The 24,235-nt window shown below is 56.7% G+C and carries 23 protein-coding genes and 1 pseudogene; 10 read left to right on the top strand and 14 right to left on the bottom strand.

What is annotated here, in order from left to right; translation table 11 throughout:
* Positions 1–34: 34 nt before the first annotated feature.
* The gene (locus tag FEM03_RS03475) at positions 35–409 is read right to left on the bottom strand and encodes a type II toxin-antitoxin system VapC family toxin (protein WP_138084783.1); all 375 of its coding nucleotides are present in this window, start codon (positions 407–409) and stop codon (positions 35–37) included.
* Between the two features lie 2 nt (positions 410–411).
* Entirely contained in the window at positions 412–642 is a 231-nt protein-coding gene (locus FEM03_RS03480) for a CopG family transcriptional regulator (RefSeq protein ID WP_138084784.1), read from the bottom strand.
* Positions 643–752: 110 nt separating this feature from the next.
* Here FEM03_RS03480 and FEM03_RS03485 point away from each other — a divergent pair, with 110 nt between their 5' ends.
* On the top strand, positions 753–1,394 hold the full coding sequence (locus FEM03_RS03485) for a hypothetical protein (protein WP_138084785.1): 642 nt from the start codon (positions 753–755) through the stop codon (positions 1,392–1,394).
* 26 nt (positions 1,395–1,420) lie between these two features.
* Here FEM03_RS03485 and FEM03_RS03490 read toward each other — a convergent pair whose 3' ends face one another.
* The 5 genes and pseudogenes from FEM03_RS03490 to FEM03_RS24265 form a co-directional block, all read right to left on the bottom strand.
* Entirely contained in the window at positions 1,421–1,864 is a 444-nt protein-coding gene (locus FEM03_RS03490) for a DUF5069 domain-containing protein (RefSeq protein ID WP_138084786.1), read from the bottom strand.
* Positions 1,865–2,159: 295 nt separating this feature from the next.
* Positions 2,160–2,384, bottom strand: a pseudogene (locus FEM03_RS25810) (toxin-antitoxin system HicB family antitoxin).
* Entirely contained in the window at positions 2,372–2,803 is a 432-nt protein-coding gene (locus tag FEM03_RS03500; RefSeq protein WP_138084787.1) for a putative toxin-antitoxin system toxin component, PIN family, read from the bottom strand. The pseudogene FEM03_RS25810 and the gene FEM03_RS03500 overlap by 13 nt, the downstream one beginning before the upstream one ends.
* A 59-nt stretch (positions 2,804–2,862) precedes the next feature.
* Complete coding sequence (locus FEM03_RS03505; protein WP_138084788.1) at positions 2,863–4,731, bottom strand: DNA topoisomerase IV subunit B; 1,869 nt, start codon at positions 4,729–4,731, stop codon at positions 2,863–2,865.
* A gap of 47 nt (positions 4,732–4,778) precedes the next feature.
* Positions 4,779–4,916, bottom strand: a complete 138-nt coding sequence (locus tag FEM03_RS24265) for a hypothetical protein (protein WP_166442596.1) — start codon at positions 4,914–4,916, stop codon at positions 4,779–4,781.
* Positions 4,917–5,247: 331 nt separating this feature from the next.
* Here FEM03_RS24265 and kdsB point away from each other — a divergent pair, with 331 nt between their 5' ends.
* Positions 5,248–6,000 (top strand): 3-deoxy-manno-octulosonate cytidylyltransferase, encoded by a 753-nt coding sequence (kdsB, locus tag FEM03_RS03510; protein WP_240772656.1) that lies wholly within the window; start codon positions 5,248–5,250, stop codon positions 5,998–6,000.
* Positions 6,001–6,014: 14 nt separating this feature from the next.
* Positions 6,015–7,619: a CTP synthase gene (gene pyrG / locus FEM03_RS03515; protein WP_138084789.1), complete on the top strand. Its 1,605-nt coding sequence runs from the start codon at positions 6,015–6,017 to the stop codon at positions 7,617–7,619.
* A 121-nt stretch (positions 7,620–7,740) separates the two neighbouring features.
* Here pyrG and FEM03_RS03520 read toward each other — a convergent pair whose 3' ends face one another.
* Complete coding sequence (locus FEM03_RS03520; RefSeq protein ID WP_138084790.1) at positions 7,741–8,469, bottom strand: PEP-CTERM sorting domain-containing protein; 729 nt, start codon at positions 8,467–8,469, stop codon at positions 7,741–7,743.
* A 294-nt stretch (positions 8,470–8,763) separates the two neighbouring features.
* Complete coding sequence (locus FEM03_RS03525; protein WP_138084791.1) at positions 8,764–9,825, bottom strand: alpha/beta hydrolase family protein; 1,062 nt, start codon at positions 9,823–9,825, stop codon at positions 8,764–8,766.
* 128 nt (positions 9,826–9,953) lie between these two features.
* Between FEM03_RS03525 and FEM03_RS03530 the strand changes: the two genes are divergently transcribed.
* The 5 genes from FEM03_RS03530 (at position 9,954) to FEM03_RS03550 (ending at position 15,761) form a co-directional block, all read left to right on the top strand.
* The gene (locus tag FEM03_RS03530; protein WP_138084792.1) at positions 9,954–11,687 is read left to right on the top strand and encodes a bifunctional alpha/beta hydrolase/class I SAM-dependent methyltransferase; all 1,734 of its coding nucleotides are present in this window, start codon (positions 9,954–9,956) and stop codon (positions 11,685–11,687) included.
* A gap of 10 nt (positions 11,688–11,697) precedes the next feature.
* Entirely contained in the window at positions 11,698–13,044 is a 1,347-nt protein-coding gene (locus tag FEM03_RS03535) for a phosphatase PAP2/dual specificity phosphatase family protein (RefSeq protein WP_166442597.1), read from the top strand.
* A 109-nt stretch (positions 13,045–13,153) separates the two neighbouring features.
* Positions 13,154–13,642, top strand: coding sequence for a PepSY-like domain-containing protein (locus tag FEM03_RS03540; protein ID WP_138084794.1), 489 nt, complete (start codon positions 13,154–13,156; stop codon positions 13,640–13,642).
* Between the two features lie 71 nt (positions 13,643–13,713).
* A complete protein-coding gene (locus tag FEM03_RS03545; RefSeq protein WP_276609643.1) occupies positions 13,714–14,376 on the top strand; it encodes a response regulator transcription factor in 663 nt (220 codons plus the stop codon).
* Positions 14,373–15,761 carry a sensor histidine kinase gene (locus tag FEM03_RS03550; protein WP_138084796.1) on the top strand — a complete coding sequence of 463 codons (1,389 nt, stop codon included), beginning with the start codon at positions 14,373–14,375 and terminating at the stop codon, positions 15,759–15,761. The genes FEM03_RS03545 and FEM03_RS03550 overlap by 4 nt, the downstream gene beginning before the upstream one ends.
* 38 nt (positions 15,762–15,799) lie before the next feature.
* On the opposite strand, the gene FEM03_RS03555 is transcribed toward FEM03_RS03550, so the two are convergent.
* The 4 genes from FEM03_RS03555 to FEM03_RS03570 all read right to left on the bottom strand — a co-directional run bounded on the left by FEM03_RS03555 (position 15,800) and on the right by FEM03_RS03570 (position 18,867).
* Positions 15,800–16,249, bottom strand: a complete 450-nt coding sequence (locus FEM03_RS03555; RefSeq protein WP_138084797.1) for a DoxX family protein — start codon at positions 16,247–16,249, stop codon at positions 15,800–15,802.
* A gap of 110 nt (positions 16,250–16,359) precedes the next feature.
* Positions 16,360–16,959, bottom strand: coding sequence for an NAD(P)H:quinone oxidoreductase (gene wrbA / locus FEM03_RS03560; RefSeq protein ID WP_138084798.1), 600 nt, complete (start codon positions 16,957–16,959; stop codon positions 16,360–16,362).
* 51 nt (positions 16,960–17,010) lie between these two features.
* Positions 17,011–17,712: a pirin family protein gene (locus FEM03_RS03565; protein ID WP_138084799.1), complete on the bottom strand. Its 702-nt coding sequence runs from the start codon at positions 17,710–17,712 to the stop codon at positions 17,011–17,013.
* Between the two features lie 195 nt (positions 17,713–17,907).
* Positions 17,908–18,867, bottom strand: coding sequence for a glutathione S-transferase family protein (locus tag FEM03_RS03570; protein WP_138084800.1), 960 nt, complete (start codon positions 18,865–18,867; stop codon positions 17,908–17,910).
* A gap of 69 nt (positions 18,868–18,936) precedes the next feature.
* On the opposite strand from FEM03_RS03570, the gene FEM03_RS03575 reads away from it, so the two are divergent.
* Together FEM03_RS03575 and FEM03_RS03580 are read left to right on the top strand one after the other, a co-directional pair.
* Complete coding sequence (locus FEM03_RS03575; RefSeq protein ID WP_138084801.1) at positions 18,937–19,857, top strand: LysR family transcriptional regulator; 921 nt, start codon at positions 18,937–18,939, stop codon at positions 19,855–19,857.
* 4 nt (positions 19,858–19,861) lie between these two features.
* Positions 19,862–21,388 carry an esterase/lipase family protein gene (locus FEM03_RS03580; protein WP_138084802.1) on the top strand — a complete coding sequence of 509 codons (1,527 nt, stop codon included), beginning with the start codon at positions 19,862–19,864 and terminating at the stop codon, positions 21,386–21,388.
* Positions 21,389–21,401: 13 nt separating this feature from the next.
* On the opposite strand, the gene FEM03_RS03585 is transcribed toward FEM03_RS03580, so the two are convergent.
* A complete protein-coding gene (locus FEM03_RS03585) occupies positions 21,402–24,206 on the bottom strand; it encodes a beta strand repeat-containing protein (RefSeq protein ID WP_138084803.1) in 2,805 nt (934 codons plus the stop codon).
* Positions 24,207–24,235: the final 29 nt, after the last annotated feature.

Consider the following 24,235-nt stretch of genomic DNA (forward strand, 5'->3'; position numbering starts at 1 on the left):
GTGATGCGCAATTTGCCTGCTCGGCGCATTGGTGTCAGCCCTTAGAGTAAGGGATGGTGACATTTGGTAACATGCCAAAATGTTTGGCATTTAGAGTGACAAGCTCAAGGTTGTGGTGCGATGCGGTCGCGGCGATCATGCAATCGGCCAAACCGCAACCTATACTTGAGCGAAAGTCGCGTCGGTAAAGCCCGGCAGTTTGGGCGATTTCTTCAGTGAGTGGCAGGACGGTGAATGCGGAGAGGGTAGTCGAGAGCCGTGTGCGTTCTTCGCCTTCACGGACTCCCTGAAAAAGCTCAGCGACAGTGACTGAGGAAATGGAGATGAGATTGACGTTGGTTTCGAGGTAGTGGACGGCATGGGAGTTTCCGCGCAGGTAGTCGATGAGGATGTCAGTGTCGACAAGCATGATCAAAAGCGGTCAAAGTCTTCACGGATGCTGCGAAGATCGAGTTCTTCGCGGTCTTGCCAGATGCCTTTAGCGGCGCGAAGTCGGCCGAGGCGGTCTTGGGGGCTCAGCCGACTCAGATACTGATCGATGGCTTCGCGGATGACTTCGCTATTTTTGCGACTTGAAGCGGCGGCGACACGGGCGATTCCTTGGGCTTCAGTTGCCGTGAGGTAGATTTGGGTGCGCGTCATACATCATAATGTATCCAATTGCCGACAGTATCAAGGTTAAATTTTTTCCGGTCCAACTTTGAATTGGCACAAGTGATTGCTGTATTTGGAAGCAAAGCTACAATTCAATAATGGAGGACATCACGGAGAGCTTTCCACTAAGTCAAGACGATGGGGCTATAGGCGACATGCCGCGTGTGAGTATCAAGGATGCAAGGTCAGCGCTATCGGGAATACTGACTCGAAATCCATCCGTTATTCTCCGAGAATCGAACAATCTTGATGTCGGAGTGGAGGTCGAATCACTCTTTGAGTGGATTCTGCGAAGTTCATCAATTCCTCGACAAGAACTGGAGAGGTTATTGATAAAACCGTTCATGGTGGACTTGCTTCAGAGGCTCAACTCGAAGTATGAACGGAATGCAGCAATCTGCCTAAAGCGGAGACAGAGAAAACTTGCAAAATCGCAGCGGCTGGAAACAAAGGCAAATAGCGACAAAGCTGCTGTTGCGCAGCCAGCATCTACTCGTTCAATAGCTCGCAAAGCGCCAAAAAAATTGAGCAGAAAGAAACAGAGAGAGATTGTAGTAGAAGAAAGTCTCCGTCGGCGAGATATGGAAGGTAAAGATGCGAAGTTTATTTCAGGGTTATGTGGGCTATCAGGGGTGGATTTATCAGAGAGGCCCGGGACAACAAAAAAAGGGGGAAAGCCGAAACGCCGGTCTGTTCCAATGGTCTACACAGGTTTTGAATCAAAACGTAGTAAGCACTAATTCCTGGCAGATAATCCAATCGCAGTTCAGCCCTGGCGCAACGCTCGGCCTTCATCAGCGTCAATGAAGTCGAACATGGTTTGGATGGTGCCGTCTTGGGGGAGGTTGGCTTCTTCGAGTCGGAATTTTAAACGAGGAGTAGCGGTGTCGCGCCAACCACGTTTGGTCATGAAGCCGTTCCAGATTTCGATCTCTTCATCATTGGATCGATGACCGATGGTGAAGGCCCATTGGAGAATTTCTTCTTCGGTGCCGCCTTGCAGAGTGCGGGCGGTGAGGGCGTTGTAGGAGATTTGCAAGAACCGGCAGGCGCGCTGGTCGAAGACGCCGGACTGGTCGCCGATGAAATCGGTGTAGTCGGACGGGAGTTCGCCTTTGGCATGGAGACGGATTTTGTCGAGCATGCGGGCAAAGTAAACGATGCCGAGGGTGGTTTCGTAGGGACTGCGGAGGCCGGGGACAGAAGACATATTGAGAAAGGATAAAGGATGAAGGATAAGGGATAAAGAATGAATTTGATTGGTGTGGCCGTGGTTGGCGTGGGATTGGGATCGAGTGGAAGTGGGGCTTGATGCACTCAATGGGCAACGATTTTCAGGGAAAGGAGTGGATGGGGATGTGGTTGGTGGCGTTTTTGTTTTTCGCACAAAATGAAGATGGACAGGAATGTTCATCCCCTGCGAGGCTGGTGGAGTTCTGCGGTGTGATGTCGAGGAACTGCGGCGACTGGGACTTTGCGAGACGAGGGCCAGCTTCCTACTTTTTTTATTTGCTGCCAAAGGCGTGGTCGAGTTTTTCGAGCAATTGAAGGCCGGTGGCGGGGTTGCCACGTGAAGCTCGCAGTCGGAATCGGGTTTCTGCGTCGAATTCCGCCAAGGTGGCGGTGGAAAGGTCTTCCATGAGTTAGTTGATGCTGATGCCACGATGCTTGGCCAGTTCACGAAGGCGGGCGTGCTTGTCGTCGGGAATACGGATGGTTAGAGTGGCCATGAGATTTGCTCCAAGAATTGTTTGGGGTTTAAGATTCTGATGCTGGGAAAACCAAGTTCGCCGCTGTTAAAATCACGGAAGTTGTCGGTGACAATTGCTTCTGCACCGCCTGCGACGGCGAGTTCCATAAGGTGATTGTCGGCTTGGTCTGATAGATTCGGACGCCAGCGGCAATAGATTTTCACCCATTCGGAAACGCCAATGAAACTGTCGAGCATTGCCTGGCGCTCATCTTCTACCAAGATCGACTTGGCGAAAAGATCGCTTCTTCCAAGAAGGTCTTCGTATTCATTGAACAGAGCGGTTCCAAAGAGAGGTATGGCTTTGCCAATAAGACATGCGCGCAGAACCTCTCGATTGTTTCCTCGCTGGCTGAGTAGTGCTCCGACAAAAACATTGGTGCCCACAACGAGCCGCATGAGTTACCTTCATGATAGCACATGTGCTATCATGGACAAGTGAGGATTGCGTCTAAGATTTAGGCGGCTTCGTGGTCGGGTTCTTCGAAGAGGAGGTCTTGTTCGACGCGGAGGTTTTTGACGATGTAGTCCTGACGCTCGGGGGTGTTTTTGCCCATGTAGAAGGTGAGGAGTTCCTTGACGTTTTTGTGCTCGGGCATGAGGACGGGCTCAAGGCGCATTTTGGGGCCGATGAAGTGTTTAAATTCGTCGGGGCTGATTTCGCCGAGGCCTTTGAAGCGGGTGATTTCGGGGTTTTTGCCGAGCTTGGCCATGGCTTTCTGTTTTTCCTCGTCGGAGTAACAGTAGATGGTCTCTTTTTTGTTGCGGACGCGGAAGAGGGGGGTGGTGAGGATGTGGAGGTGGCCGCGACGGATGATCTCGGGGAAGAACTGGAGGAAGAAAGTGATCATCAGCAGGCGGATGTGCATGCCGTCAACGTCGGCGTCGGTGGCGAGGATGACGTGGTTGTAGCGGAGTTCTTCGAGGTCTTCTTCGATGTTGAGGGCGTGCTGGAGGAGGTTGAACTCTTCGTTTTCGTAGCAGATTTTGCGCGAGAGGCCGAAGCAGTTGAGGGGTTTGCCGCGCAGGCTGAAGACGGCCTGGGTGTTGACGTCGCGGCTCTTGGTGATGCTGCCGGAGGCGCTGTCGCCTTCGGTGATGAACAGGGTAGAGAGTTCGCGCTGTTTGTCTTTGGTGTCGAAGTGGATGCGGCAGTCGCGGAGTTTTTTGTTGTGAACTTTGGCGCGGCGGGCGCTTTCGCGGGCGAGTTTTTGGATGCCGCTGATGTCTTTGCGTTCTTTTTCGTTGGCCTGAATTTTTTCGAGCCAGGCTTTGGCGACGTCGGCGTGTTTGTGGAGGTAGTTGTCGAGCTGCTGGCTGAGGGTGTTGACGATGTGGGTGCGCAGGTTGCGGCCCTGGGGTTCCATCATGTTGGAACCGAGTTTGGTTTTGGTTTGCGATTCGAAGACGGGTTCCTGGACTTTGACGCTGATGCTGCCGATGAGGCCGTTGCGGACGTCGGCGGGATCGAATTGTTTGTTAAAGAAGGTGCGGGCGGCGGCAACCACGGCTTCGCGGAAGGCGGCGAGGTGGGTGCCGCCCTGGGTGGTGTGCTGGCCGTTGACGAAGGAGTAGATTTCGTCGCCGTAGCCGCTGGCGTGGGTGAAAGCGCATTCGACGTCCTGACCCTGGAGGTGGATGACGGGGTAGAGGGGATCTTCGGTGAGTTTGGCGGCGACGAGGTCGGGGAGGCCGTTTTTGCTGCGGAATTTTTCGCCGTTGAGGATGAGGGTGAGGCCGGGGTTGAGCCAGGAGTAGTAGCGAAGCATCTCGCGCACGAAGTCGAGTCGGTAGCTGTAGTCCTGTCCGAACGATTCTTCGTCGGCATGGAAAATGACACGGGTGCCGCTGGGTTCCATGGACTCAACGGGAGTTTTCATGTCGCGTTTGACGAGTCCGCGGGAGAACTCGACGGCGCGCATTTTGCCTTCGCGGAAGGCGGCGATGCCGAAGAAGTCGCTGAGGGCGTTGACGGCTTTGATGCCGACGCCATTGAGTCCGACGGAGCGTTTGAAGGCTTCGCTGTCGTATTTGGCACCGGTGTTGATCTGGGCGGCGCATTCGATGAGTTTGCCCAAGGGGACACCGCGGCCGTAGTCGCGCACGGAGACCATGTTGTTTTCGATTTTGATCTCGATTTCCTTGCCGTGGCCCATGACGTGTTCGTCGATGCAGTTGTCGAGAACTTCCTTGAGCAGGACGTAGATGCCGTCTTCGGGGGCGGTGCCATCGCCGAGTTTGCCAATATACATGCCGGGGCGGAGACGGATGTGCTCACGCCAGTCGAGGGATTTGATGGAGTCTTCGTTGTAGATGGGTTCGGGCATGATCAGGAAAGGCTAAAGGATAAGGGCTAAAGGCTAAAAAGCTGGGGTTAGCGCGGGGCTTCGGGGGTGGGTTTGGTGTTGGGATCGACGCGCAGGAAGACGACGCCGCGGCCGAGCATCCAGAAGTAGCCGAGGCTGACGACCAGCAGCAGAAGGGTGATCCACCAAGTCCAGGAACGAAACATGGTTTACCTTTCGGGTGAGTTGACTAAACCTCAACTGATTTTGAGGGCGTGGAACCTGGAGGGGGAGAAAGTGTTGATTCCGGGGATGCTGGGCGGGAGTTTTGATGAGGCCCTGTCCGAAGGAGCTGTCGCTTGAATGATAACGACGTCGGGATTCGCGGATTGAAGGGCACGGTGGCGTAAAAGCTTCAGGTTGAGGAGGTTTTTGGTGGTTGATAATCAACCTGACGGAAACTTCCGCTTGGATGATTCCTAAAACCCGGGGCGCGGCAAAATCTATTTGCCTCGCCTCGTCTTTGGCAGCATGGATGTGGAACCGCGCCGCACCCACTTGTCCACTTCACCAATTCCCAAAGTTCTCATTGTTATTCCTGCGCGCTGGGCGTCCACAAGATTCCCAGGCAAGCCGCTCCACCTCCTCGCTGGCAAACCGCTGGTGCAGCATGTCTGGGAGCGTTGCAAGCAGTGTAAACATGCCGATAAAGTCGTCATCGCGACGGATGATCAACGCATTGCGCAAGTGGCACGACGGTTCAATGCGGTGGCGGTGATGACGCAGCCGGATCATCCCAGCGGGACCGACCGGGTGGCGGAGACAGCACAGTCTTTTCCGCAGCATCAGATTGTGATCAATGTGCAGGGGGATGAGCCGCTGATTTCTCCGGCGCTGATTGACGAACTGGCGGAGACGCTGATCAAGGAGGCGAGCATTCCGATGATCACCGCAGCGGCCCCGATTGAAGATGAAGCTTTGCTGCCTGATCCGAATGTGGTAAAGGTGGTGTTGAGCAGCGCGGGCGATGCGCTGTATTTTTCGCGGTCGCCGATTCCTTATGTGAGGGATGCGGGTGCGGGGATCACGCATTACCGGCATTTGGGAATTTATGGATTCCAGCGCCAGTTTCTTTTTGAATTTGTCAGTGCGCCGCCGTCGCTTTTGGAGCGGACGGAGTCGCTGGAACAACTGCGCGCGTTGGAGAACGGCGCGCGCATTCGCGTGGTGCTGACCCGCGAGACCTCGCCCGGCGTAGATACCCCCGAACAGGCGGCGGCGATTGAAAACCTTTTACAACCTCAAACCTAATTACTACTACTCTCGTGAAATACATTTTCGTCACCGGCGGCGTCGTCAGTTCCTTGGGCAAAGGACTTGCCGCTGCCTCGCTCGGCACTTTGCTGGAGCACCGCGGACTCAAAGTCATTCTGCAAAAATTCGACCCCTATTTGAACATCGATCCGGGCACGATGAACCCGTTCGAACATGGCGAAGTGTATGTGCTAGACGATGGCGCGGAGACGGACCTTGACCTTGGTCACTATGAGCGTTTCACGAGCACGAATTTGTCGCGCTTGAACAACCTGACAAGCGGTCGGGTTTATGAAAGTGTGCTGGCGAAGGAACGTCGCGGGGCCTATCTGGGTCACACGGTGCAGGTGATTCCGCACGTGACGAATGAGATCAAGGACCGGATTCGTCAGGTGGCGCGTGAGATGCGTCCAGATGTGATCATTACTGAGATCGGCGGAACGGTGGGTGACATTGAAGGCTTGCCGTTCTTGGAGGCGATCCGTCAGTTTGGCCAAGAGGTTGGGCGCGACAATGCGTTGTTCATTCACGTGACGTTGGTGCCGTATATCAAGGCGGCGGGGGAGTTAAAGACGAAACCGACGCAGCAGAGCATTGCGAAACTGCGGGAGATCGGGATTTTTCCTGGGGTGATCATCTGTCGTGCCGAGCGTCCGGTTGAGCAGGATGTGCGCGACAAGATTGCGTTGTTTTGCAACGTGGCCCCGGAGAATGTGATCGAGTGTGCGGACGTCAAACACACGATTTATGAGGTTCCATTGAAGTTACATGAGGAGAAGTTGGATGATCTGGCTTGTAACTTGTTGAAGATTGAAGCGCCGCAGCCGGACTTATCCCGCTGGCGTAAGTTTGTGCAGCATATCATTAGTCCGAGCCGGCACGTGCGGGTGGCGGTGGTGGGCAAATACATTGAGTTGCAGGATGCTTACAAGAGTATTTATGAAGCGATCATTCATGCCGGGGCAGCCCATGATGCGCGGGTGGAAGTGGTGAGGATTGATGCGGAAGAAATCGAGAAGGCGGGCGCTGCGGCACATCTGACGGGATTGCAGGGAATCTTGGTTCCTGGTGGATTTGGTGATCGCGGAACGGAAGGCAAGATCAAGGCGTGTCAGTATGCGCGTGAGAACAAGATTCCTTACTTCGGGATCTGTTTGGGCATGCAAATCGCGGTGATTGAGTTTGCACGGAATGTGGTGGGTTGGACGGATGCAAACAGCACCGAGTTCAACAAGAACACGGCGCATCCGGTGATTAGCTTGTTGGAAGAGCAGAAGCATGTGACGCAGAAGGGCGGCTCAATGCGGCTTGGGACTTGGGTAACTGATTTGGTGCCGGGGACCAAGGCGTTTGATTTGTATCATAGCGCGACGATTACCGAGCGACATCGTCATCGGTATGAGTTCAACTCCGAGTTCAAGGAAGAGCTGGAAGGCGCTGGACTGGTGATCAGCGGCAGTTCACCAGATGGTTTGCTGGCGGAGATGGTGGAGTTGAATGACCATCCGTTTTTTGTGGCGTGCCAGTTCCATCCCGAGTTTTTGTCGAAGCCAAATCATCCGCATCCGATTTTTTACGGGTTCGTGAAGGCAGCGATGAACCAGCAGGTGGTTTGAGGAACGGGGGGAGTTGAGGGGTTTTGCGATGGAGTTCTCGGCATTGTGCCGAGAACGATGTGCAAGTTGGGAATCTGCCGGGCGATTCGTGTGCGACCTGCCCGAGGGCTGGTATCCGAATTTAGTTGCCACGCTTGCGACGCAGAAGCGTCAACATGCCGACGATGCCGACCAGGAGGGCGCTGGATGGTTCGGGGACTGCTGTGACGTTGATCAGACCAATGGCGACTTGAGCGAATTCATTTTGAGGGTCCGTCGTGGAAACGCCGAGAGCCTGGGCTGCGACAAGGGTGGAGGATATCTCGAGGTTGTCCCAAAAATTAAACATGGAGAAGGTTTCGTCAGTCGCCGTAAAGGTGTAGGAGGCGGTGTTCCAGGTGATGGCCTGGCCTGCGCCATCCGACCAACCCACGACTCCCACTCCAGCCTCGGGGCCTGCGAGAGTTTGAAATGAAATATCGTAGATGCCACCGACCTCGAAGTCGTAGACAAGTCCGAGAACGCTTCTTTGGGTGCTGCTGAAGTTGCCCACCAGGTAGTCAACAGTGTAGGTCAGCCCGGCGGTGAGGCCAGAGAAGGTGAGGAAATCGCCGCCATCGCCATCGCCCAGGTAATATTCACCCGCGAAGAATGATTGGTAGACATTGGAAACGACGAAACCATCTCCTAGTGTGTTGATTCCGTAGCCGAGTGCGGCAGCTTCCAGATTGGTGTAATATCTTGAGGTGTCTGAGTTGTCTTGTGTTGCGAAATTTTGAAGACCGGAAACGGTGACCGCATGGACGGGGTTGAAGAGGGGAGCTGCCAGCAAGAGGATGGCGACAACGGCGGGGGATGGGATGGATTTCATGTTAATTGTGTCTGTTCCTTGCTGAAGGTCTCAACTGTCCGCCGAATGTGGACATAGCTCCAAAGACCTCACTTATGATGGAGACTAATGAGATTTCCTGACCAAGCAATTATTTGTATCCAGAATCGTGCCACCTGCTCTCTTCAAGTCGTTGAGCAGCACTACTTTAGATGTGAAGAGGTCCTATGCTCATCAAGGGCATAAGTTGCACTAATGATTAAGTCAGAAGGGAAAGGACACAGGCTAAGGAAATGAAAGGAGAAAAGTCGCATTCTCCATTTTCAGTCACAACTGCTACTTGGCGGTTTCGCCGCCGCCGGTTTCGAGTGGGATGAAGTCATTTACCTGCCAGACGGCAGGTTGACCTTTGCGCTGTAGGGCGAGCCAGTTGAGGGCGGCTTGATGGATGAGTTCGTGGGCGCCTTCGAAGATGGTGATGCGGGTGTTTTGATGTTGGCTGACAAACTTGGGTTGCCACGGTCCGTAGACGGGATCAGGAGCCGCAGGTTTCCATGTGGGAGGGAGGGATTGTGTCTCGTAATAGGAAGCGATGTCGGCTTCCCTTAATTGGGGACCGGACTTGCCGATCACGGCGTTGTAGGCGTTGAGGGAATGGGTGAAGGGGACGCTGCCGAGTCGGCCATCGTGGATGCCGTGGGCGATGTCGAGGGGGACAGACTGAGCTTGGTGCAGCCAAGTGATGGGTGAGCGTTTCAGGGCGGCGGATTTGCGGACTTCGTCGGTGGCTGGTGATCCGCCTAGGGCGGCTTCGATGTCGAGGGCATACTTGCCGGGTTTGCTGCTGCGGGTGTGGAAGCTGTGCCAGGCGTTGATGTCGCTGATGCCACACCAGGCGCTGACACCGGCCCAGATTTCAGGATGGCGTCCGGCCATGAGCTGGGACATGTGGGCCCCGCCGCTGCCGCCAATGAGGTAGATGCGGTCGTGGTCGATGCCGGTTTGTTGTTTGGCCCAAGCAACGGCTTCGACGATGTCTTGAACGGCGCGGTCGGAGCCCATGGCTTCGGGGGTGTTGTTGGGACCACGGAAGTGGGGATGGATGAAGGCCCAACCTTGGGCGATGCACCATTCGGCAAAGATGGAGTCGCCGCCAGCGGAGGCGTAGGTGCTGCTCCAGGTGTGAAGGCCCACCAGGAGAGGTTTTTTTGTGGTGGAAGCGGGTGCATACCACATGGCGGGTTGCAGAGTGTTGTCGCTGCTGGGGATTTCGACTTTGCTGATTTCGGCGGGCCAGGTCCGTTGGGCAAGGTTTCGTTTGATGAGTGGCGATTGCGCGTGGAGATGCTCGCAGGCGACAATTAGCAGGAGGACGAGTGTGATGGAGCGGCTCAACATGGCGGTAGTTTGGATGGAGGCGGGGGTCGATGTCAACCGATGGAATGCGTTGCGGACTGGAAGAAGTTGACGCAAGATTCGTTCGGTAGTCACATCGCGAAAGGTTTTTACCTGAATCCCTCACTCCTATGAATCTCGAGATTTCCCGTCAGACTTTCACCGCTGAAGATGGTGAGACCTTGCAATACAAAAGCTGGTTGCCGCACAGCGGGTTCAAGCAGTCGATGGTGCTGTTGCATCGGGGGCATGAACATGCGGATCGATGGGATGAAGTGGTGCCGGGATTGGCATTGGAGGAGACTGCGATTTTCGCGTGGGAGGCTCGGGGGCATGGTCAGTCGCCGGGCAAACGAGGGCATGCAAACGGGTTCATGGCTTATGTGCGGGATCTGGAGTCGTTCATGCTGCATTTGCAGACGACGTATGGTGTGGAGCGCGAGCGGGTTGCTTTGATCGCGCACAGTGTGGGCGCAGTGGTGGCGGCGACCTGGGTGCATGACTACGCGCCACCATTGGCGGCATTGGTTTTGGCGACACCGGCGTTTGAAGTGAATTTGATGGTGCCGGGGGCGCTGACGGGGATTCGATTGATGCAGAAGGTGAAGCCGGACAGTGTCATCAAAAGTTATGTGCGCGGACATTGGCTGACTCGTGATTTGGAGCAGCAAAAGATTTATGATGCGGATACGTCGATCTCCAAAGATATCTCGGCGCGGGTGTTGGTGGATTTGTTTGATACGGCCAAGCGGGTGGTGGATGACGCGGCGGTGATGGAGACGCCGATGATGTTGTTGTCGGCGGGGGATGATCAGGTGGTGTTGAATTCGGCATTGAGCCGTTTTCTTTTCAACTATGGAGGGGACTGCACTAAGCACGTGCATTTGCCAGGGGCACGGCATGCGATTTTTCATGATGTGTGTCGGAATGAGGTGGTGAGTGCGGTGCGGGAATTTGTCGCGGAGAAGTTTGCTGAGGAACGGGTAATGGGAGTGGCGGTGGAGAACCGGTTCACGAGGAGCGAGTATGAGGAGTTGCAGAAGCCGTTGAAGCCGGTTTCGTTGAAGGCGGCGAACTATGAGTTCCAGAAGGGCAGCATGCAGACACTTGGCAAGCTGAGCAAGGGAATCAAACTCGGTTGGGAGGTGGGTTTTGATTCGGGGCAATCGCTGGATTATGTTTATGAAAACAAGGCTCAGGGAGTTGGCCCGATCGGTAAGTTGATCGATCGAGGTTATCTCGATGCGATTGGTTGGAAGGGGATTCGTCAACGTCGGGGCATGATGCGGAAGGGATTGGATATGGCCTTGGAGAAGACGGCGGAAGCGGGGTTGCCGAGGACGCTGGTGGACATCGCGGGTGGCGGTGGACGTTATCTGATGGATGTGCTGAAGGAGCGCACGGATGGGTTGCAGGTGTTGTGTCGCGATTGGAGTGAGGGGGCGCTTGAGGTGGGGCGGTCGACGGCGAAGGAGTGGGGATTGGAGGAGCGGATTCGCTTTGAGAAAGGGGATGCGTTTGATGAGGAGTCGCTGGCGCAGATCCAGCCTGCGCCTGCGGTGGCGGTGGTGTCAGGGTTGTATGAGTTGTTTCCGAGCAATGAGTTGTTGCAGCGTTCGTTGCGAGGGTTGAATCGGGCGGTGCCGGTGGGGGGATGGCTTGTTTATACGAATCAGCCGTGGCATCCACAGGTGGAAATGATTGCGCGCGTGTTAGTGAATCGTGATGGCAAACCGTGGATCATGCGTCGTCGTCCGCAGGGGGAGATGGATGCCTTGGTGAGTGATGCGGGATTTGAAAAGGTCACGCAGTGGACGGATGATTTTGGCATCTTCACGGTGGCGGTGGCGAAGAAGGTGGGGTGATGATATTGATATGGAAGCGTTGCCGAAAGAGAAGGGGGTGTTCTGGCGTGCGACGGTGACTTCGGCGTTGCTGGGCGCGTGGTTCTTTCTTGTTTATGGGACCTGCAACTGGATCACGTCGAAGCGGGAGGATGTGGGAACGTGGTATTTTGAGTGGGAGAAGTTGATCCCGTTTGTTCCGGAGTTTGTGGTGCCTTATTATTCGCTCGACTTGTTTTTTGTCGGGGCGTTTTTTCTTTGTCGGTCGCGCAGAGAGATGTGGACGTTGTCGAAGCGGGTGTTTGTGGTGATTGTGGCTTCGGGGATTTGTTTTTTGTTGTTTCCTTTGCAGCTGGGAATGGATCGTCCGATGCCGGATGGAGGATGGACGGTGCCGTTGTTCAAGTTATTGCATGCGCAGGATTTGCCTTATAATTTGGCACCATCGTTGCATATCAGTTTGCGGTCGATTTTCTGGGTGACTTATGGTCGGCACTTACGGGGTTGGGTGAGGTCGGTAACGAAGATATGGTTCATTTTGATTGGGGTCTCGACCTTGTTGGTTTGGCAGCATCATTTCATGGATGTGGTGACGGGATTCTTGATGGGTTGGTTGGTGATGGCGCTGATCCCGGATCGGGAGACACAGCCGGGTCCGCTGGGTTGGATGGGCAAGGTGACGCCGAGGCATCGTCAACTGGCGGGTCGGTATGGTCTTGCGGGGTTGCTGTTTGGATTGCTGGCGTTGCCGGGTGGGGCGTTTCTATGGTTTGGGTGGCCAGCGATTGCGTTGGGCGTGGTGGGGTTGAGTTATGCCACGGCGAATCCGCGTTGGATGCAGAAAAGTTCGGGGACATTGAGTCCGGCGTCGGAGTGGATGTTATTGCCGATGATGTTGGTCACGCAAGGTTGGCAGCGTCGTTGGATGAAGCGTGAGATGGGGTCGGGGGAGGTGGATGAGAATGTTTGGTTTGGGCGTCGGCCTGACGGCAAAAGGGCGGAGCATTTGTTGAAAGCGGGTTGTGTGGCGGTGCTGGATTTGACGGCGGAGTTTAATGCGCCGGTGCGGTTGCGGGAGAGGGTGGTGTATCGGAATCTGGGGTGGCTTGATCTGACGCATCCGAGTGTGGAGGATTTAAAAGAGGCGGTGGCGTTTATTGAGGAGCAGAGGGATCGTGGGATGGTTTATGTGCATTGCCAGTTGGGCTTGATGCGCAGTGCGAGTGTGGCAGCAGCATGGTTGATTCACTCGGGTGAAGTGGCCAGTGTGGAGGAGGCGGTGGGGCGGATCAGGGAGTTGGAGCCGATGGCGGTGTTGCATGGGGATGCGCTGGACGCGCTTGAGCAACTGCATCGAGAGAAGGCGGACAAAAGCTGAGAAACTTTGGGTTTCATCATCTTCTCATCATGTTGGTGTGGGAGGTTGGGGGCGTGATCAATGATGATTCACGAAAACAAAAACTCTAAAAACTACCAACTTGAAGACCATGAAAACGAAATTCCAATATCCCTTTCTTGCTGTGTCCTTGACCGTGTTGACTGCTGCCTTTGCGGGCACAGCCTGGGCGGATGATGACGATTTGAAACTGAGCCAAACTCCTGAGGCGGTGCAGGCGACGGTGCGGGACAATCTGCGCGGTGGCAAGGTGGATGACATTGATCGCGTCCAACTTGAGGGCCGCACGATGTATAAGGTGGAGGTGGATCTTCCTGATCGGAAGGGGGGCGATGACGATGATCTGAAGCTTTACATTGATGCGGATGGGAAGCTGCTGAAGTCGCGTGAAGACATGGCGTTCAGTGCGTTGCCTGCAGCGGTGCAAACAGCGGCTCGAAACCAGGGTGGCGAGATCGAAGATGTGGAGCGGGTGTCGGCTAACGGAACCGTGTCCTATGAGGTGGAGTTCGATGATCCTGATTTGACCATCGTGTTCTCGGAGAGCGGCGAGGTGATGAGCCGCAAGTCGGATGATTGAGACCACTTAAGGCTTCGAATCCGTATCCGCTAGTCCGTATTCTTAACCTTAACGAGTGACTGATTGTGCGAGTGCTATTGATTGAAGATTCACGTCGAATTCGCACCACCGTGGCCAAGGCGCTTAGTCGTCTTGGCCATGCGGTGGATGAGGCCGCAGATGGAGAGGAAGGGGAGGAGTTTGCCACGGTGAATGAATATGATGTGGTGGTGCTGGACTTGATGTTGCCAGGTCAGCACGGGCTGATGCTGTTGGAAAAATGGCGCAAGGCGGGGAATGATACGCCGGTGTTGTTGTTGACGGCGATGGATGGGATTGAGGATCGGGTGCGGGGATTGGAGATGGGGGCGGATGATTATTTGGTGAAGCCTTTTGCGATTGCGGAGCTGGCGGCGCGGCTGGAGGTCTTGGTGCGTCGGAAGTTTGGGAGGGCGGAATCGGTGGTGAAGATTGGACCGCTGGAGGTCAATTTTGTGGCGAAGCAGGTGATGCGTGATGGGGAGTCGATTGTATTGACGGCGCGCGAGTTTGCGTTGTTTGAGTGTCTGGCAAAGAGGCCGGGGCAGGTATTGAGCAGGGAACAGATTGAGGCGCAATTGTATTCGGAATCGGACAGTCCGTTGAGCAATGCGGTGGATGCGGCGGTGTATGCGCTTCGACGGAAGTTGAGTCCGAATGGAGCGGCGAATTTGATTCACACACGGCGTGGACTGGGGTATGTGCTGGAGCCATGAAGTCGATTAGAGGTCAGCTGACATTTGCCCTTTGTCTGCTGGCAGCAGTGTTGCTGCCGTTGGCGGGGCTGGCGATTTATTGGACGGAGCGAGGGTTGTTGCTGGCGCAGTTTGATGAGTCTTTGAAGGCGAGGGCCGAGGTGTTGATCTCGGGGATTGAGGTGGATGATGGGGAACTGGAAATGGATTCGGAGTTGGAGGAGTTTGTGGGAATTGGATCGGGGGTGGGCAGTGATGTGTTTGCCGTTTTTGATTCGTCGGGAAGGGTGTTGTTGAGTTCGGGGAGCGGGACGCGCAAAGCGCAGTGGGAGGTGCCGTCGAATGTGGGAGAGGGCGGAGTTTATCAGTTTTTTAAGCTGGCCGATGGTCGGGAGATGCGGGGCATGTGGCGGACTTTTTTGCCGGAAGATGAGGATGGAGAGATGGGGATGATGGTGTTGCTGGTGGCGAGTCCGGGCGCGGCATTGGTGGGAACGTTGGGAACACTGGCAACGGTGATGACGGTGAGCGGAGGGGTGGGTTTGCTGGTGGCGGTGCTGGTGTTGCAGATGGTGTTGAAGCGAGGGTTTCGATCGCTGGAGAGGATGGGGACGAAGGTGCAGCAGATGAAGGTGGGTCAACCGGGACAGCAGTTGGATTTGGAGCCGTTGCCAGTGGAGTTGCGGGGAATGGGGGCGAAGGTGAATGAGTTGTTGGAGAGGGTGGAGGTTTCGTTGGCGAGGGAGCGGAGGTTTAGCAGTCATGCGGCGCATGAGTTGCGGACGCCGCTGGCGGAGTTGCGGGCGATGGGGGAATTGATCGCGACTTGGCCGGAGGAGCGCACGAAGGAGCGAAGTGAGGAGATGATGGAGGTGGTGCGGGAGATGGAGGTGTTGTTGGACAAGTTGTCGTTGCTGGCGAGGGCGGATGCGGGGGCGCAGTCGGTGAAGATTGAGCGGGTGAATTTGCGGGAGTTGGTGGAATCGACGGTGGACCGGCATCGTGCGAAGGCGGAGCAGCGAAAGTTGTTGATGAAGATGGAGTGGCAGGACGAGGAGATGGAGACGGATGCGGTTTTGTATGGGGCGATCCTTAATAATTTGGTGGGAAATGCGGTGAGCCATGCACCGATGGGTTCGGCGGTGAGCATTGAGGTTTCGGCGGAGAGGTTGGTGGTGGGCAATCCGGCACCAGCGTTGATGGAAACGGATCTCTCGATGTTGTTTGAGCGGTTTTGGAGGAAGAACACGGCGCGCACCGATGGAGCGCATTCGGGGTTGGGGTTGTCGATTGTAAAGGCGTGTGCGGAGTTGTTGGGCGGGAGATGTGAAGCGGTGTTGGAGGAAGGTGGGGATTTGAAATTGATGGTGAGGTGGAAGAATGGAAATGAAAAAGGCAGGTCTTGAGGACAAGACCTGCCCTAGGTGATGGGGTGCTGGACGAGTTAGGCGAGTTTTTTGGCGATGAGGTTGTCGATGGAGGCTTTGCCTGCGCCTTGGATCATGATGATGATGGCGAGGCCGATGGCGAGGAGGTGGTATTCGTAACCTTCGCCCGCCTGGTTGCCCATCCAGTTCATGAAGAAGCCGTTGGCGGTGTGGCCCATGAACATGGCGACCAGCATGGTGAAGCCGACGCCGAACGCGGCGACGCGGGTGAGGGCTCCGACGATGAGGCCGAGGGCACCGAAGAATTCAGCGAAGATGGCAAGGAAGGCGAAGACGGCGGGGATGCCCAAGTTACCGGTGAAGTAGCCCATGGTGCCGCTAAAGCCGTTGCCGCCCCACCAGCCAAGGAGTTTTTGGGCGCCGTGGGGAAACATGACGACACCAAGGGTGACGCGGGCGATTAGGGGGGCGATGCTGTTGTTGGTTTTGAAGAGTAGTGAGTTCATGGTGAGGTTCTTGGTTCTTGGTTCTTGGTTCTTGGTGGTGGAGTGGCGTGATGGCGTTGCCATCGGGGAGGCGGGCTGGAGACCGCCCCTCCTTGGGGGGATAACCGGAGTTAGGCGCTGAGTTTGGAGGCGATGGTGGCGACATGTTTGCCTTGAAATTTTGCCAATGAGAGTTCCTTGGCGCTGGGTTGGCGGGAGCCGTCGGCTCCGGCGATGGTGCCGGCACCCCAGGGGGAGCCGCCTTTGACTTCGCTGATGTCAGCGAGTTCTGGGGCGGCGTAGGGAAGTCCGACGTAGACCATGCCGTGGTGCATGAGGGTGGTGACGAAGCTCATGATGGTGCTTTCATTGCCGCCGCCGGTGCCGGTGCTGACAAAGACGCTGCCGACCTTGCCAACGAGGGCACCTTGCATCCAGAGGCTGCCGGTTTGGTCGAGGAAGTTACGCATTTGGGCGGCCATGTTGCCGAAGCGGGTGGGGGTGCCGAAGATGATGGCGTCGTATTCGCCGAGTTCTTTCGGAGAGGCCTCGGGGGCGGCTTGGTCGAGCTTGGCTCCGTATTGTTTGGCGACATCAGGCGGCATGGTTTCGGGAACGCGTTTGATGATGACTTCGGTGCCTTCAACTTCGCGGGCGCCTTCTGCGATGGCGCTGGCGAGGGTTTCAACGTGGCCGTAGGTGGAGTAGTAGAGGACGAGTATTTTGCTCATGGTAGTGTTGGTTGAATTTACGATTTATGATTTATGATTTATGGTTTGAAATTAGGCTAAGTCGAAGAGGAGGATTTGGGAGGGTTGGGTGGACTTGATATGAAGGGTGTGTTGGTAGTCGATGGCGGCGGCGTCGCCTTCGCGGAGGGTGGTGTGATCGTCCAGGGTTACTTCACCTTCGGCGATGTGGAGCCAGGCGTGGCGATTGGGGTTGATGGTGTGGGTAATGGTTTGTTCGGGGTCGAGTTTGGCGAACCAGAGGTCGGCGTCTTGATGGATGGGAATTGAGTTTTCGCGGCCGGTTTTGCTGGCGACGAGATGGAAGGTGCCGGTAGGGGCTTCGGCGAAGGATTTTTCGGCGTAACGTGGGGTGACGCCGTGTTGGTCGGGAAGGATCCAGATTTGCAGGAGGCGGGTGGCTTCTTCGTGGGAGGGGTTGAATTCGCTGTGGCGCACGCCGCTGCCGGCGGACATGTATTGGAACTCACCGGCTTTGATGGTGCGACCGTTGCCCATGGAGTCTTTGTGGGCGAGCTGGCCGCTGAGGATGTAGCTGATGATTTCCATGTCCTTGTGAGGATGGGTGGCGAAACCGCGGGCGGGCATGACGAGGTCGTCGTTGATAACACGGAGGCTGCGATAGCCCATTTGATGGGGATTGTGGTATTCGCCGAAGCTGAAGGTGTGATAAGTGTCGAGCCAACCGTGGCTGGCGTGGCCGCGTTCGTTGGAGCGAAGGATTTGTGGTTTCATGGTGGGTTAAGATTGGAGCAGGAAGTTTTGTCCGTGAAATATCGAGTTGGTTGGCTGAGGCTAAGTTTTAGGCATGCTTGGGATGGGAGGGATTAACCACGAATGGCACGAATTGACACGAATGTTGAGGGGAGTATGAGAAGTGAAAATTTGGAGAAGTAGATTCGTGTTCATTGGTGTCCATTCGTGGTTTGATTACAATCTGCTTGGGCTGCTCAAGCTTTCGCGACCGTGGGGTTGGGTGAAGTCGAGGATGGGGCCGAGGGGGACGACTTGGGTGGGGTTGATGTCGTGGTGGGTGAAGTAGTAATGGCGCTTGATGTGATCGATGTTGACGGTGTCGGCGATGCCGGGTTGTTGATAGAGATCGAGGAGATAGGCGTTGAGGTTGGGGTAGTCGATGATGCGCTTGAGGTTGCATTTGAAGTGGCCGTGATAGACGGCGTCGAAGCGGACGAGGGTGCAGAAGAGACGCCAGTCGGCTTCAACGATGCGGTTGCCGAAAAGATAACGGCTGGTGGTGAGGCGGGTTTCGAGTTGGTCGAGGGCGTTGAAAAGTTCGCGGACGGGTTTTTCGTAGCTGGATTGCGTGGAGGCGAAGCCTGCTTTGTAGACGCCGTTGTTGATGTGTTGGTAGATGAAGTCGGCGAGTTCGGTGTGGGCGGGTTCGAGGTCGGAGGGGAAGAGGTCGAGGGGGTTGGCTCCGACATTGGCGAAGGCGGTGTTGAACATTTGGCAGATGTCGTCTTCGGAATTGTTGAGGATGGTGTTGGCGACTTTGTCCCATAGGACGGGGACAGTGACGCGGCCGTTGAAATGAGGATCGCTGGCGTGGTAGGCTTCGCTGAGGTATTGGAAGAGATTGATGGGATCGGTGGTGTAACCGTCGCCTTCGCGGAAGGCCCAGCCACGGTGGTCGCGAATGGGGTCGATGACGGACATGCTGACGATGTCTTGGAGACCTTTGAGGTTGCGGACGATGAGGGCGCGGCTGGCCCAGGGGCAGGCGAGGGAAACGTAGAGATGATAGCGTCCGGCGACGGCGGGATGGGGGGCGTTGGGGTCGGGGCTGATGAAGTTGCGGAAGGCGTCATCCTGGCGTTCGAAACTGCCGTCGGTGGATTGTTCTTGAGGGAATTGGGCGATTGGGTTCATGGCTAACGTTGGCCCAAGAAGGTGAGGTTGCCCAATATCATGTTCCTTGCCTTAGTATAACTTGAGGGTATGCTCGGCGGCGTGGAACTGCGTCACCTTCGATATTTTGTTGCTGTTGCTGAGGAAGAGAATGTGTCGCGTGCGGCGCTGAGGTTGCATTTGTCGCAGCCGGCATTGAGCCGGCAGATTGGAGATATGGAGAAGGAGATGGGGTTTGCGCTTTTGGAGCGTGGGGCGAAGTCGGTGCGTTTGACGGATGCGGGTCGAGTTTTTCTGAAGGAGGCGTGTGTGGTGTTGAAGCGGTTGGAGGAGGGGGTGGAGAAGGCGCGGGCGGTGGCGACGGGTGGGAAGGGGGAGTTGCACATTGGCTATGCGCCTTCGTTGACGCCGCAGATTTTGCCGAGGACGATGCGGGCTTATCAGGCGGAGCGTGAGCAGCGGGGGATCAAGGTGTTGTTGCATGATTTGTCGACGGAGGAGATGCTGACGAAATTGCGTGATGGGTCGCTGCATCTGGCGATGATGGTGAGGCCGCCGAAGTCGGCGATGCGGGGGTTGTGTTATGAGGAGTTGTTGTTGTCGCCGATGTGCATGGCGGTGCATCCAGAGCATGCGCTGGCGAAGAAGAAATCGGTGACGGTGGCGCAGGTGGTGAAGGAGCCGATCATTGGTTATGACCGGCTGGAGTATCCGGGATATTATGAGGAGTTGGGGGCGATTTTTGCGTCGACGAAGATGAAGCTGAATGTGGTGGAAGAGCATGACAGCGCGACGAGTTTGATCGCTGCGGTGGAGGCGGGTGGCGGGGTGGCGGTGGTGCCGGGGACGTTGTCGTGCATTTCGGGATCAAGGTTGAAGTTGATTCCGATTGAGCCGGCGCCGGAGCCGTTGAGCATCGGGGCGACCTGGACGAAGGAGGGACTTATACCTTCGGCGAACCGGTTTTTGCAGTTGGCGATTGAGTTGTCGGTGAATGTGAAACCGGTTTAAGACGATGAATGTTGTGAGATGGTCAGGTTTGATGTTGGTGGTGCTGATGGTTGGCTGTCAGACGCTCGGAGAGCCGGTCGATGGTGATGATGTGGTGAGGGATGCAAAGGTAAGTTATGAGGCTTGGCGCGCGATGCCGAATGATGGGCGGTTGAGGGAGCGGCATGAGGTGGCGTTGGAGAGGTTGTTGGGGTGGGTTGGGGATGTGCCCGCTGGATCGCGTGTTGCGGTGATGGGTGAGCGAGGGTTGACTTATGAGATTGAGAGTAAGGAGGTGTGGGAGGAGTTTGTATTGGCGCGGAAGGTGGATCGGAAGAGGGTTGAGAACTGGCATGGGCGGTCGGGGGTGGGCGTGCCGGTGGTGGCCTTGCGGAAGAATGAAGGGGTTTGGCCGCTGGATTCGTTGCGACCGCCGGAGGGCATTTCGACTTCGTTGACGGCGGTGTTAACGAGGTTGGATGATGGGGGGTATTTGCTGAAGATGTTGGATCCGATGGAGCACGCGACGGTGAAGGTGGGGGATGAGATGTTGCCTTTGGCGGCGGATTTTAGTGCGTCGATCGCGATCTTGTTGAAGGAGGCGGAGGCGTTGAGGAAGTCGGGGAGGAGCGGGATGTTGAAGCCGGGGTTGAGTGCGCGGAAGGAGAAGCTCTATTTGATGCAGCCTTATGATGCGAAGAAGATTCCGCTGGTGATGGTGCATGGGTTGCAGTCGACCCCAGTGGCGTTTGGAAATTTGACCAATGATGTGCTGGCGGATCCGCGGTTGTATGAGCGGTATCAGGTTTGGCATTATCATTATCCGACGGGGATGCCGGTGTTGCAGAATGCGGCGGTGTTTCGTCGGGGGCTGGATGAGACGTTGAAGTTGATTGATCCGGGGGGGGATGATTTTGCGACAAATCATCTGGTGGTGATCGGGCACAGCATGGGGGGGATTTTAACGCACACGCTGACTTGCGATTCGGGGTATGTGATCTGGGACAAGGTGATGCGGTCGAGGCCGGATCGGTTTGTGTGTCAGCCGGCGTTTCGGGAGAGGCTGGAGCCGATCTTTTTGTTCAAGCGTGACCGGAGGGTGAAGCGGGTGGTGTTTGTGGCGGTGCCGCATCGGGGGAGCGGGTATGCGGACAACTGGATTGGGGATTTAGGGCAGCGATTGTTCCGCGGGGATGAGGCGTTTCACTCGGTGTTTCATGAGTTGGTGAAACATCATCGCGAGGACGTGCATCCATTTTTGCTGAAGCTGGTGGATGCGGGGAAGGTGAGTTCGATCAGGACCTTGTCGGGTCGGAGTCCGGCGTTGGTGGCGCTGGCGGGGATCAAGCCGGAAGTGCCGTTTCACAACATCATGGGGCAGAAGAAGGAGGGGCCGGTGGAGGAGGGGAGCGATGGGATTGTGCCGTATGCGAGCAGTCGGATGGAGGGGGCGGAGTCGGAGTTGATTGTGAGGTCGGGTCACAATGCGTTCCGTCATCCGGAGGCGGTGAAGGAGATCAAACGGATCTTAAAAATGCACGTGGGTCGTTAGCCCATTGGGATCGTTAAGAGTTGCGTTTGCGGCGCAACAGGACGAGGGCGAGACCGCTGAGGAGCAGCAGGCTGCGGGAGGGTTCGGGGATCATGAGAACGACGTCGCGTCCGCTGGCTCCGCCGAAGTAGGAGAGGGTGTAGTTGGAGGTGACGCCGCCGAAGTCGAGGGCGAAGACATGGCCTTCAGCAAAACCGTTGAAGGTGCCGGTGATGGCGTTGGTGCCCTCGTTGTGGATGAGGGTGAAAGTGTTGAGCGGGCCGACGGAGGAGCCGAAAGTGTTGAGGGCGAGAGTGCCGTCGAGGGAGACATCGCCGAATACGAACATGGTGTCGGCTCCCGAGTCGAGGCTGAGGTCGAAGCTCAGGGTGGCGAGGTCGCCCTGAGTATAGTTGCCGTAGACGGTAGTGGTGCCGATGGTCGTGCCTGCGCCGAGGCCGTGGGCGAGGGTGCCGGTGCCGGTGTTGTTAAGGTTGAAGTTGCGGGTGGTGTCGCCGAATTGGGTGACTTTGAGAAGTCCGCTGTTGAAGTTGAAGGCGGCGATGCCGGCTCCGCGGGCGATGGATTGGGTGCGCAGTTCGCCGCCGTTCATGTTGATGGTGCCAGTGGTGTTGAGAGGGTTGGTGCCGGTGGAATTGGCGAGTAGGATGCTGTTCGCGGTGATGAGTCCGGTTCCGAAGGTTAGCAGTCCTTTGCCGCTGCCGCCGCCTCCAGAGTTGTAGTTGCCGATGATGACCTCATCGAGCGTGGCGTTGATGGTGCCGCCGGTGAGGTTGAGTTCGCTCAAGGTGGGGTTGGTGCCGGTGCTGGGACTGAGGTTGTTGCCGATGTAAAGGTCGGCGGCGGCGGTGGATTTGCCACCGAGGGTGAGGGTGCCTCCCGCGGCGATGCTGACCATGCCACGGGCTTTGTCTTTGCCGACGAAGAAGGTGTCGGTGGAGATGGTGTTGTTTTGACCGAGCACCATGGTTCCCAAGGTGGAACCAGTGGTGCCGCCATCCACCTGGCCGAGGCGGACCATGTCGGCGGTGATGCTGTTGAGTCCGGAGGTGGAGAGGTTGAGGGTTCCCAGGACGGTGGCGTTGGAGGAGCCTGCGGTGACGTGGGCGATGTCGAGGAGGCCGACGTTGATGGTGACGCTGCTGGCGTTTTGAAGGTTGAGGGTGCCGGTGGTGTTGGGAGCGTCGACGCGCAGTCCGATTTCGAGGTTGTCGGTGCTGCCACTGCCGATGCGAACCGCGCCACTTTGAACGGTGGTGGTTGAGGTGAGGCCGTTGTAGCCGACGCGCATTTTGTCGACTGAAACTCCGTTGCTGACGGTGGCGGTGCCGCCGTCGAGAAGAAGGGTGCTGGTGCCGCCGCCATCGACGATGCCCTGGGCAACGGTGAGAGTGCCGCCGCGCATCTGGATTTGGCCAGTGGTGTTGAGCGGGTTGACGCCCTCGCTGCGGGCGAGGGTGATGAGGTTGGCGGTCACGGTGCCCGCATCGAAGGTGAGCGAGCCTTTGCCACTTCCAGAGCCGGTAGGGGCCATGACGGTGCCGCCACGAAGGTAGGCTCCGATGAGGACTTCATCCAGGGTGGCGTTGAAGGTGCCGCCGGTGAGGTTGAGGTGACTCAAGGTGGGAGCGGTGCTGGTGTTGGCGCTGAGGTTGGTGCCGATGTTGAGGTCGGTGGCGGTGTTGAGGTTGCCCTGAAGGGTCAGGATGCCACCAGGGGTGATGGTGGCGGTGCCGATGGCCTTGTCGCCGCCGATGGTGAAGGTGTCGACGAAGAAGTTGTTGGTGTTGCCGAGGTTGAGGGTGCCGGTGGTGGCGGGTGAGCTGATGCTGCCTCCGGTGATGAAGCCGAGTCGAAGGGAGTTGGCGCGAACGGTATTGGTGCCGGAAGTGGAAAGGTTGAGGACGCCAGTGACCGCGTTGGCCGTGGAAGTGGCGGTGTCGAGCCAGCCGACGTCGAGGGCTCCGACGTTGATGTTGACGCTGCTGGCGGTGGCAAGGTTGAGGGTTCCGCTGGTGGTGGGAGTGGTGACGGCGGTGTTTTTGTAGCCAATGCGCATGGTGTTGGTGGCTCCGGTGCCAATGTTGACGGGACCGGTGGTGACGGTCGCGGTGGCCGCTTTGCCATCGTAGCCAACGCGCAGATTGTTGGTGGTGAAACCATTGGCGGCGGTGATGGTCCCTTCGTCCCAGTTGGTGTTTTGGGTGGTGAGGGTGTTGGCGAGGGTGAGGGTGCCGGTGCCGGTCTTGTTGACACCCTGGAGGTTGGTGATTTGACCGTCGATCTGCCAGTTGCCGGTGCCTCCGAAGACGACGGTTTGAAGGCTGATGGCGCCGCGATTAAGGGTGGCGTTGGAGGCGAGGGTGGCGGTATTGGCCGAGTTATTGGTGAAGTTGGAGGTGCCGTCGGCACCACCGAGGTTGAGAAGCATGGAGGTGGCTCCACCTCCGATGGTGAGCGGGCCTGCGCCTGAGTCGATGAGGATGCCGGAGCCTCCGGCGAGGCGGAACACGGCGTCGTTGACGGTGGAGTTGATGGTGACGGCGGTGGTTTGGGCGCTGGTGAGGGTGAGGGTGCCGACCCCGCTACCTGCTCCTTCAAAATTGGTGGCGAAGGTGACGTCGTTGAAGGTGCTTTGGCCGTTGAAGGTAATGGGCTCTGCGTTGCCGGGAACGCCCACCGGACTCCAATTGGCGGGGGTTTGGAGGTTGGCGTCCATGCCCATCCACACGGCAGCATGGGCGGTGCTGAGGACTTGGGCGGCAACGATGATGGCCGCCAGAAAGAATCGCGAGAAGGTGACGGAGGGTGCGGTCATGGTTCAGGGAGAGCGCCATGTGAAGGCGC

Source organism: Phragmitibacter flavus, from assembly GCF_005780165.1.
Lineage (GTDB): Bacteria > Verrucomicrobiota > Verrucomicrobiia > Verrucomicrobiales > Verrucomicrobiaceae > Phragmitibacter > Phragmitibacter flavus.

What these genes read in the sequence shown, in the direction of transcription:
- FEM03_RS03475 (WP_138084783.1), bottom strand. Translation starts at nt 409, where the DNA reads ATGCTTGTCGACACTGACATCCTCATCGACTACCTGCGCGGAAACTCC.
- FEM03_RS03480 (WP_138084784.1), bottom strand. Translation starts at nt 642, where the DNA reads ATGACGCGCACCCAAATCTACCTCACGGCAACTGAAGCCCAAGGAATC.
- FEM03_RS03485 (WP_138084785.1), top strand. Translation starts at nt 753, where the DNA reads ATGGAGGACATCACGGAGAGCTTTCCACTAAGTCAAGACGATGGGGCT.
- FEM03_RS03490 (WP_138084786.1), bottom strand. Translation starts at nt 1,864, where the DNA reads ATGTCTTCTGTCCCCGGCCTCCGCAGTCCCTACGAAACCACCCTCGGC.
- FEM03_RS03500 (WP_138084787.1), bottom strand. Translation starts at nt 2,803, where the DNA reads ATGCGGCTCGTTGTGGGCACCAATGTTTTTGTCGGAGCACTACTCAGC.
- FEM03_RS03505 (WP_138084788.1), bottom strand. Translation starts at nt 4,731, where the DNA reads ATGCCCGAACCCATCTACAACGAAGACTCCATCAAATCCCTCGACTGG.
- FEM03_RS24265 (WP_166442596.1), bottom strand. Translation starts at nt 4,916, where the DNA reads ATGTTTCGTTCCTGGACTTGGTGGATCACCCTTCTGCTGCTGGTCGTC.
- FEM03_RS03520 (WP_138084790.1), bottom strand. Translation starts at nt 8,469, where the DNA reads ATGAAATCCATCCCATCCCCCGCCGTTGTCGCCATCCTCTTGCTGGCA.
- FEM03_RS03525 (WP_138084791.1), bottom strand. Translation starts at nt 9,825, where the DNA reads ATGTTGAGCCGCTCCATCACACTCGTCCTCCTGCTAATTGTCGCCTGC.
- FEM03_RS03530 (WP_138084792.1), top strand. Translation starts at nt 9,954, where the DNA reads ATGAATCTCGAGATTTCCCGTCAGACTTTCACCGCTGAAGATGGTGAG.
- FEM03_RS03535 (WP_166442597.1), top strand. Translation starts at nt 11,698, where the DNA reads ATGGAAGCGTTGCCGAAAGAGAAGGGGGTGTTCTGGCGTGCGACGGTG.
- FEM03_RS03540 (WP_138084794.1), top strand. Translation starts at nt 13,154, where the DNA reads ATGAAAACGAAATTCCAATATCCCTTTCTTGCTGTGTCCTTGACCGTG.
- FEM03_RS03550 (WP_138084796.1), top strand. Translation starts at nt 14,373, where the DNA reads ATGAAGTCGATTAGAGGTCAGCTGACATTTGCCCTTTGTCTGCTGGCA.
- FEM03_RS03555 (WP_138084797.1), bottom strand. Translation starts at nt 16,249, where the DNA reads ATGAACTCACTACTCTTCAAAACCAACAACAGCATCGCCCCCCTAATC.
- wrbA (WP_138084798.1), bottom strand. Translation starts at nt 16,959, where the DNA reads ATGAGCAAAATACTCGTCCTCTACTACTCCACCTACGGCCACGTTGAA.
- FEM03_RS03565 (WP_138084799.1), bottom strand. Translation starts at nt 17,712, where the DNA reads ATGAAACCACAAATCCTTCGCTCCAACGAACGCGGCCACGCCAGCCAC.
- FEM03_RS03570 (WP_138084800.1), bottom strand. Translation starts at nt 18,867, where the DNA reads ATGAACCCAATCGCCCAATTCCCTCAAGAACAATCCACCGACGGCAGT.
- FEM03_RS03575 (WP_138084801.1), top strand. Translation starts at nt 18,937, where the DNA reads ATGCTCGGCGGCGTGGAACTGCGTCACCTTCGATATTTTGTTGCTGTT.
- FEM03_RS03580 (WP_138084802.1), top strand. Translation starts at nt 19,862, where the DNA reads ATGAATGTTGTGAGATGGTCAGGTTTGATGTTGGTGGTGCTGATGGTT.
- FEM03_RS03585 (WP_138084803.1), bottom strand. Translation starts at nt 24,206, where the DNA reads ATGACCGCACCCTCCGTCACCTTCTCGCGATTCTTTCTGGCGGCCATC.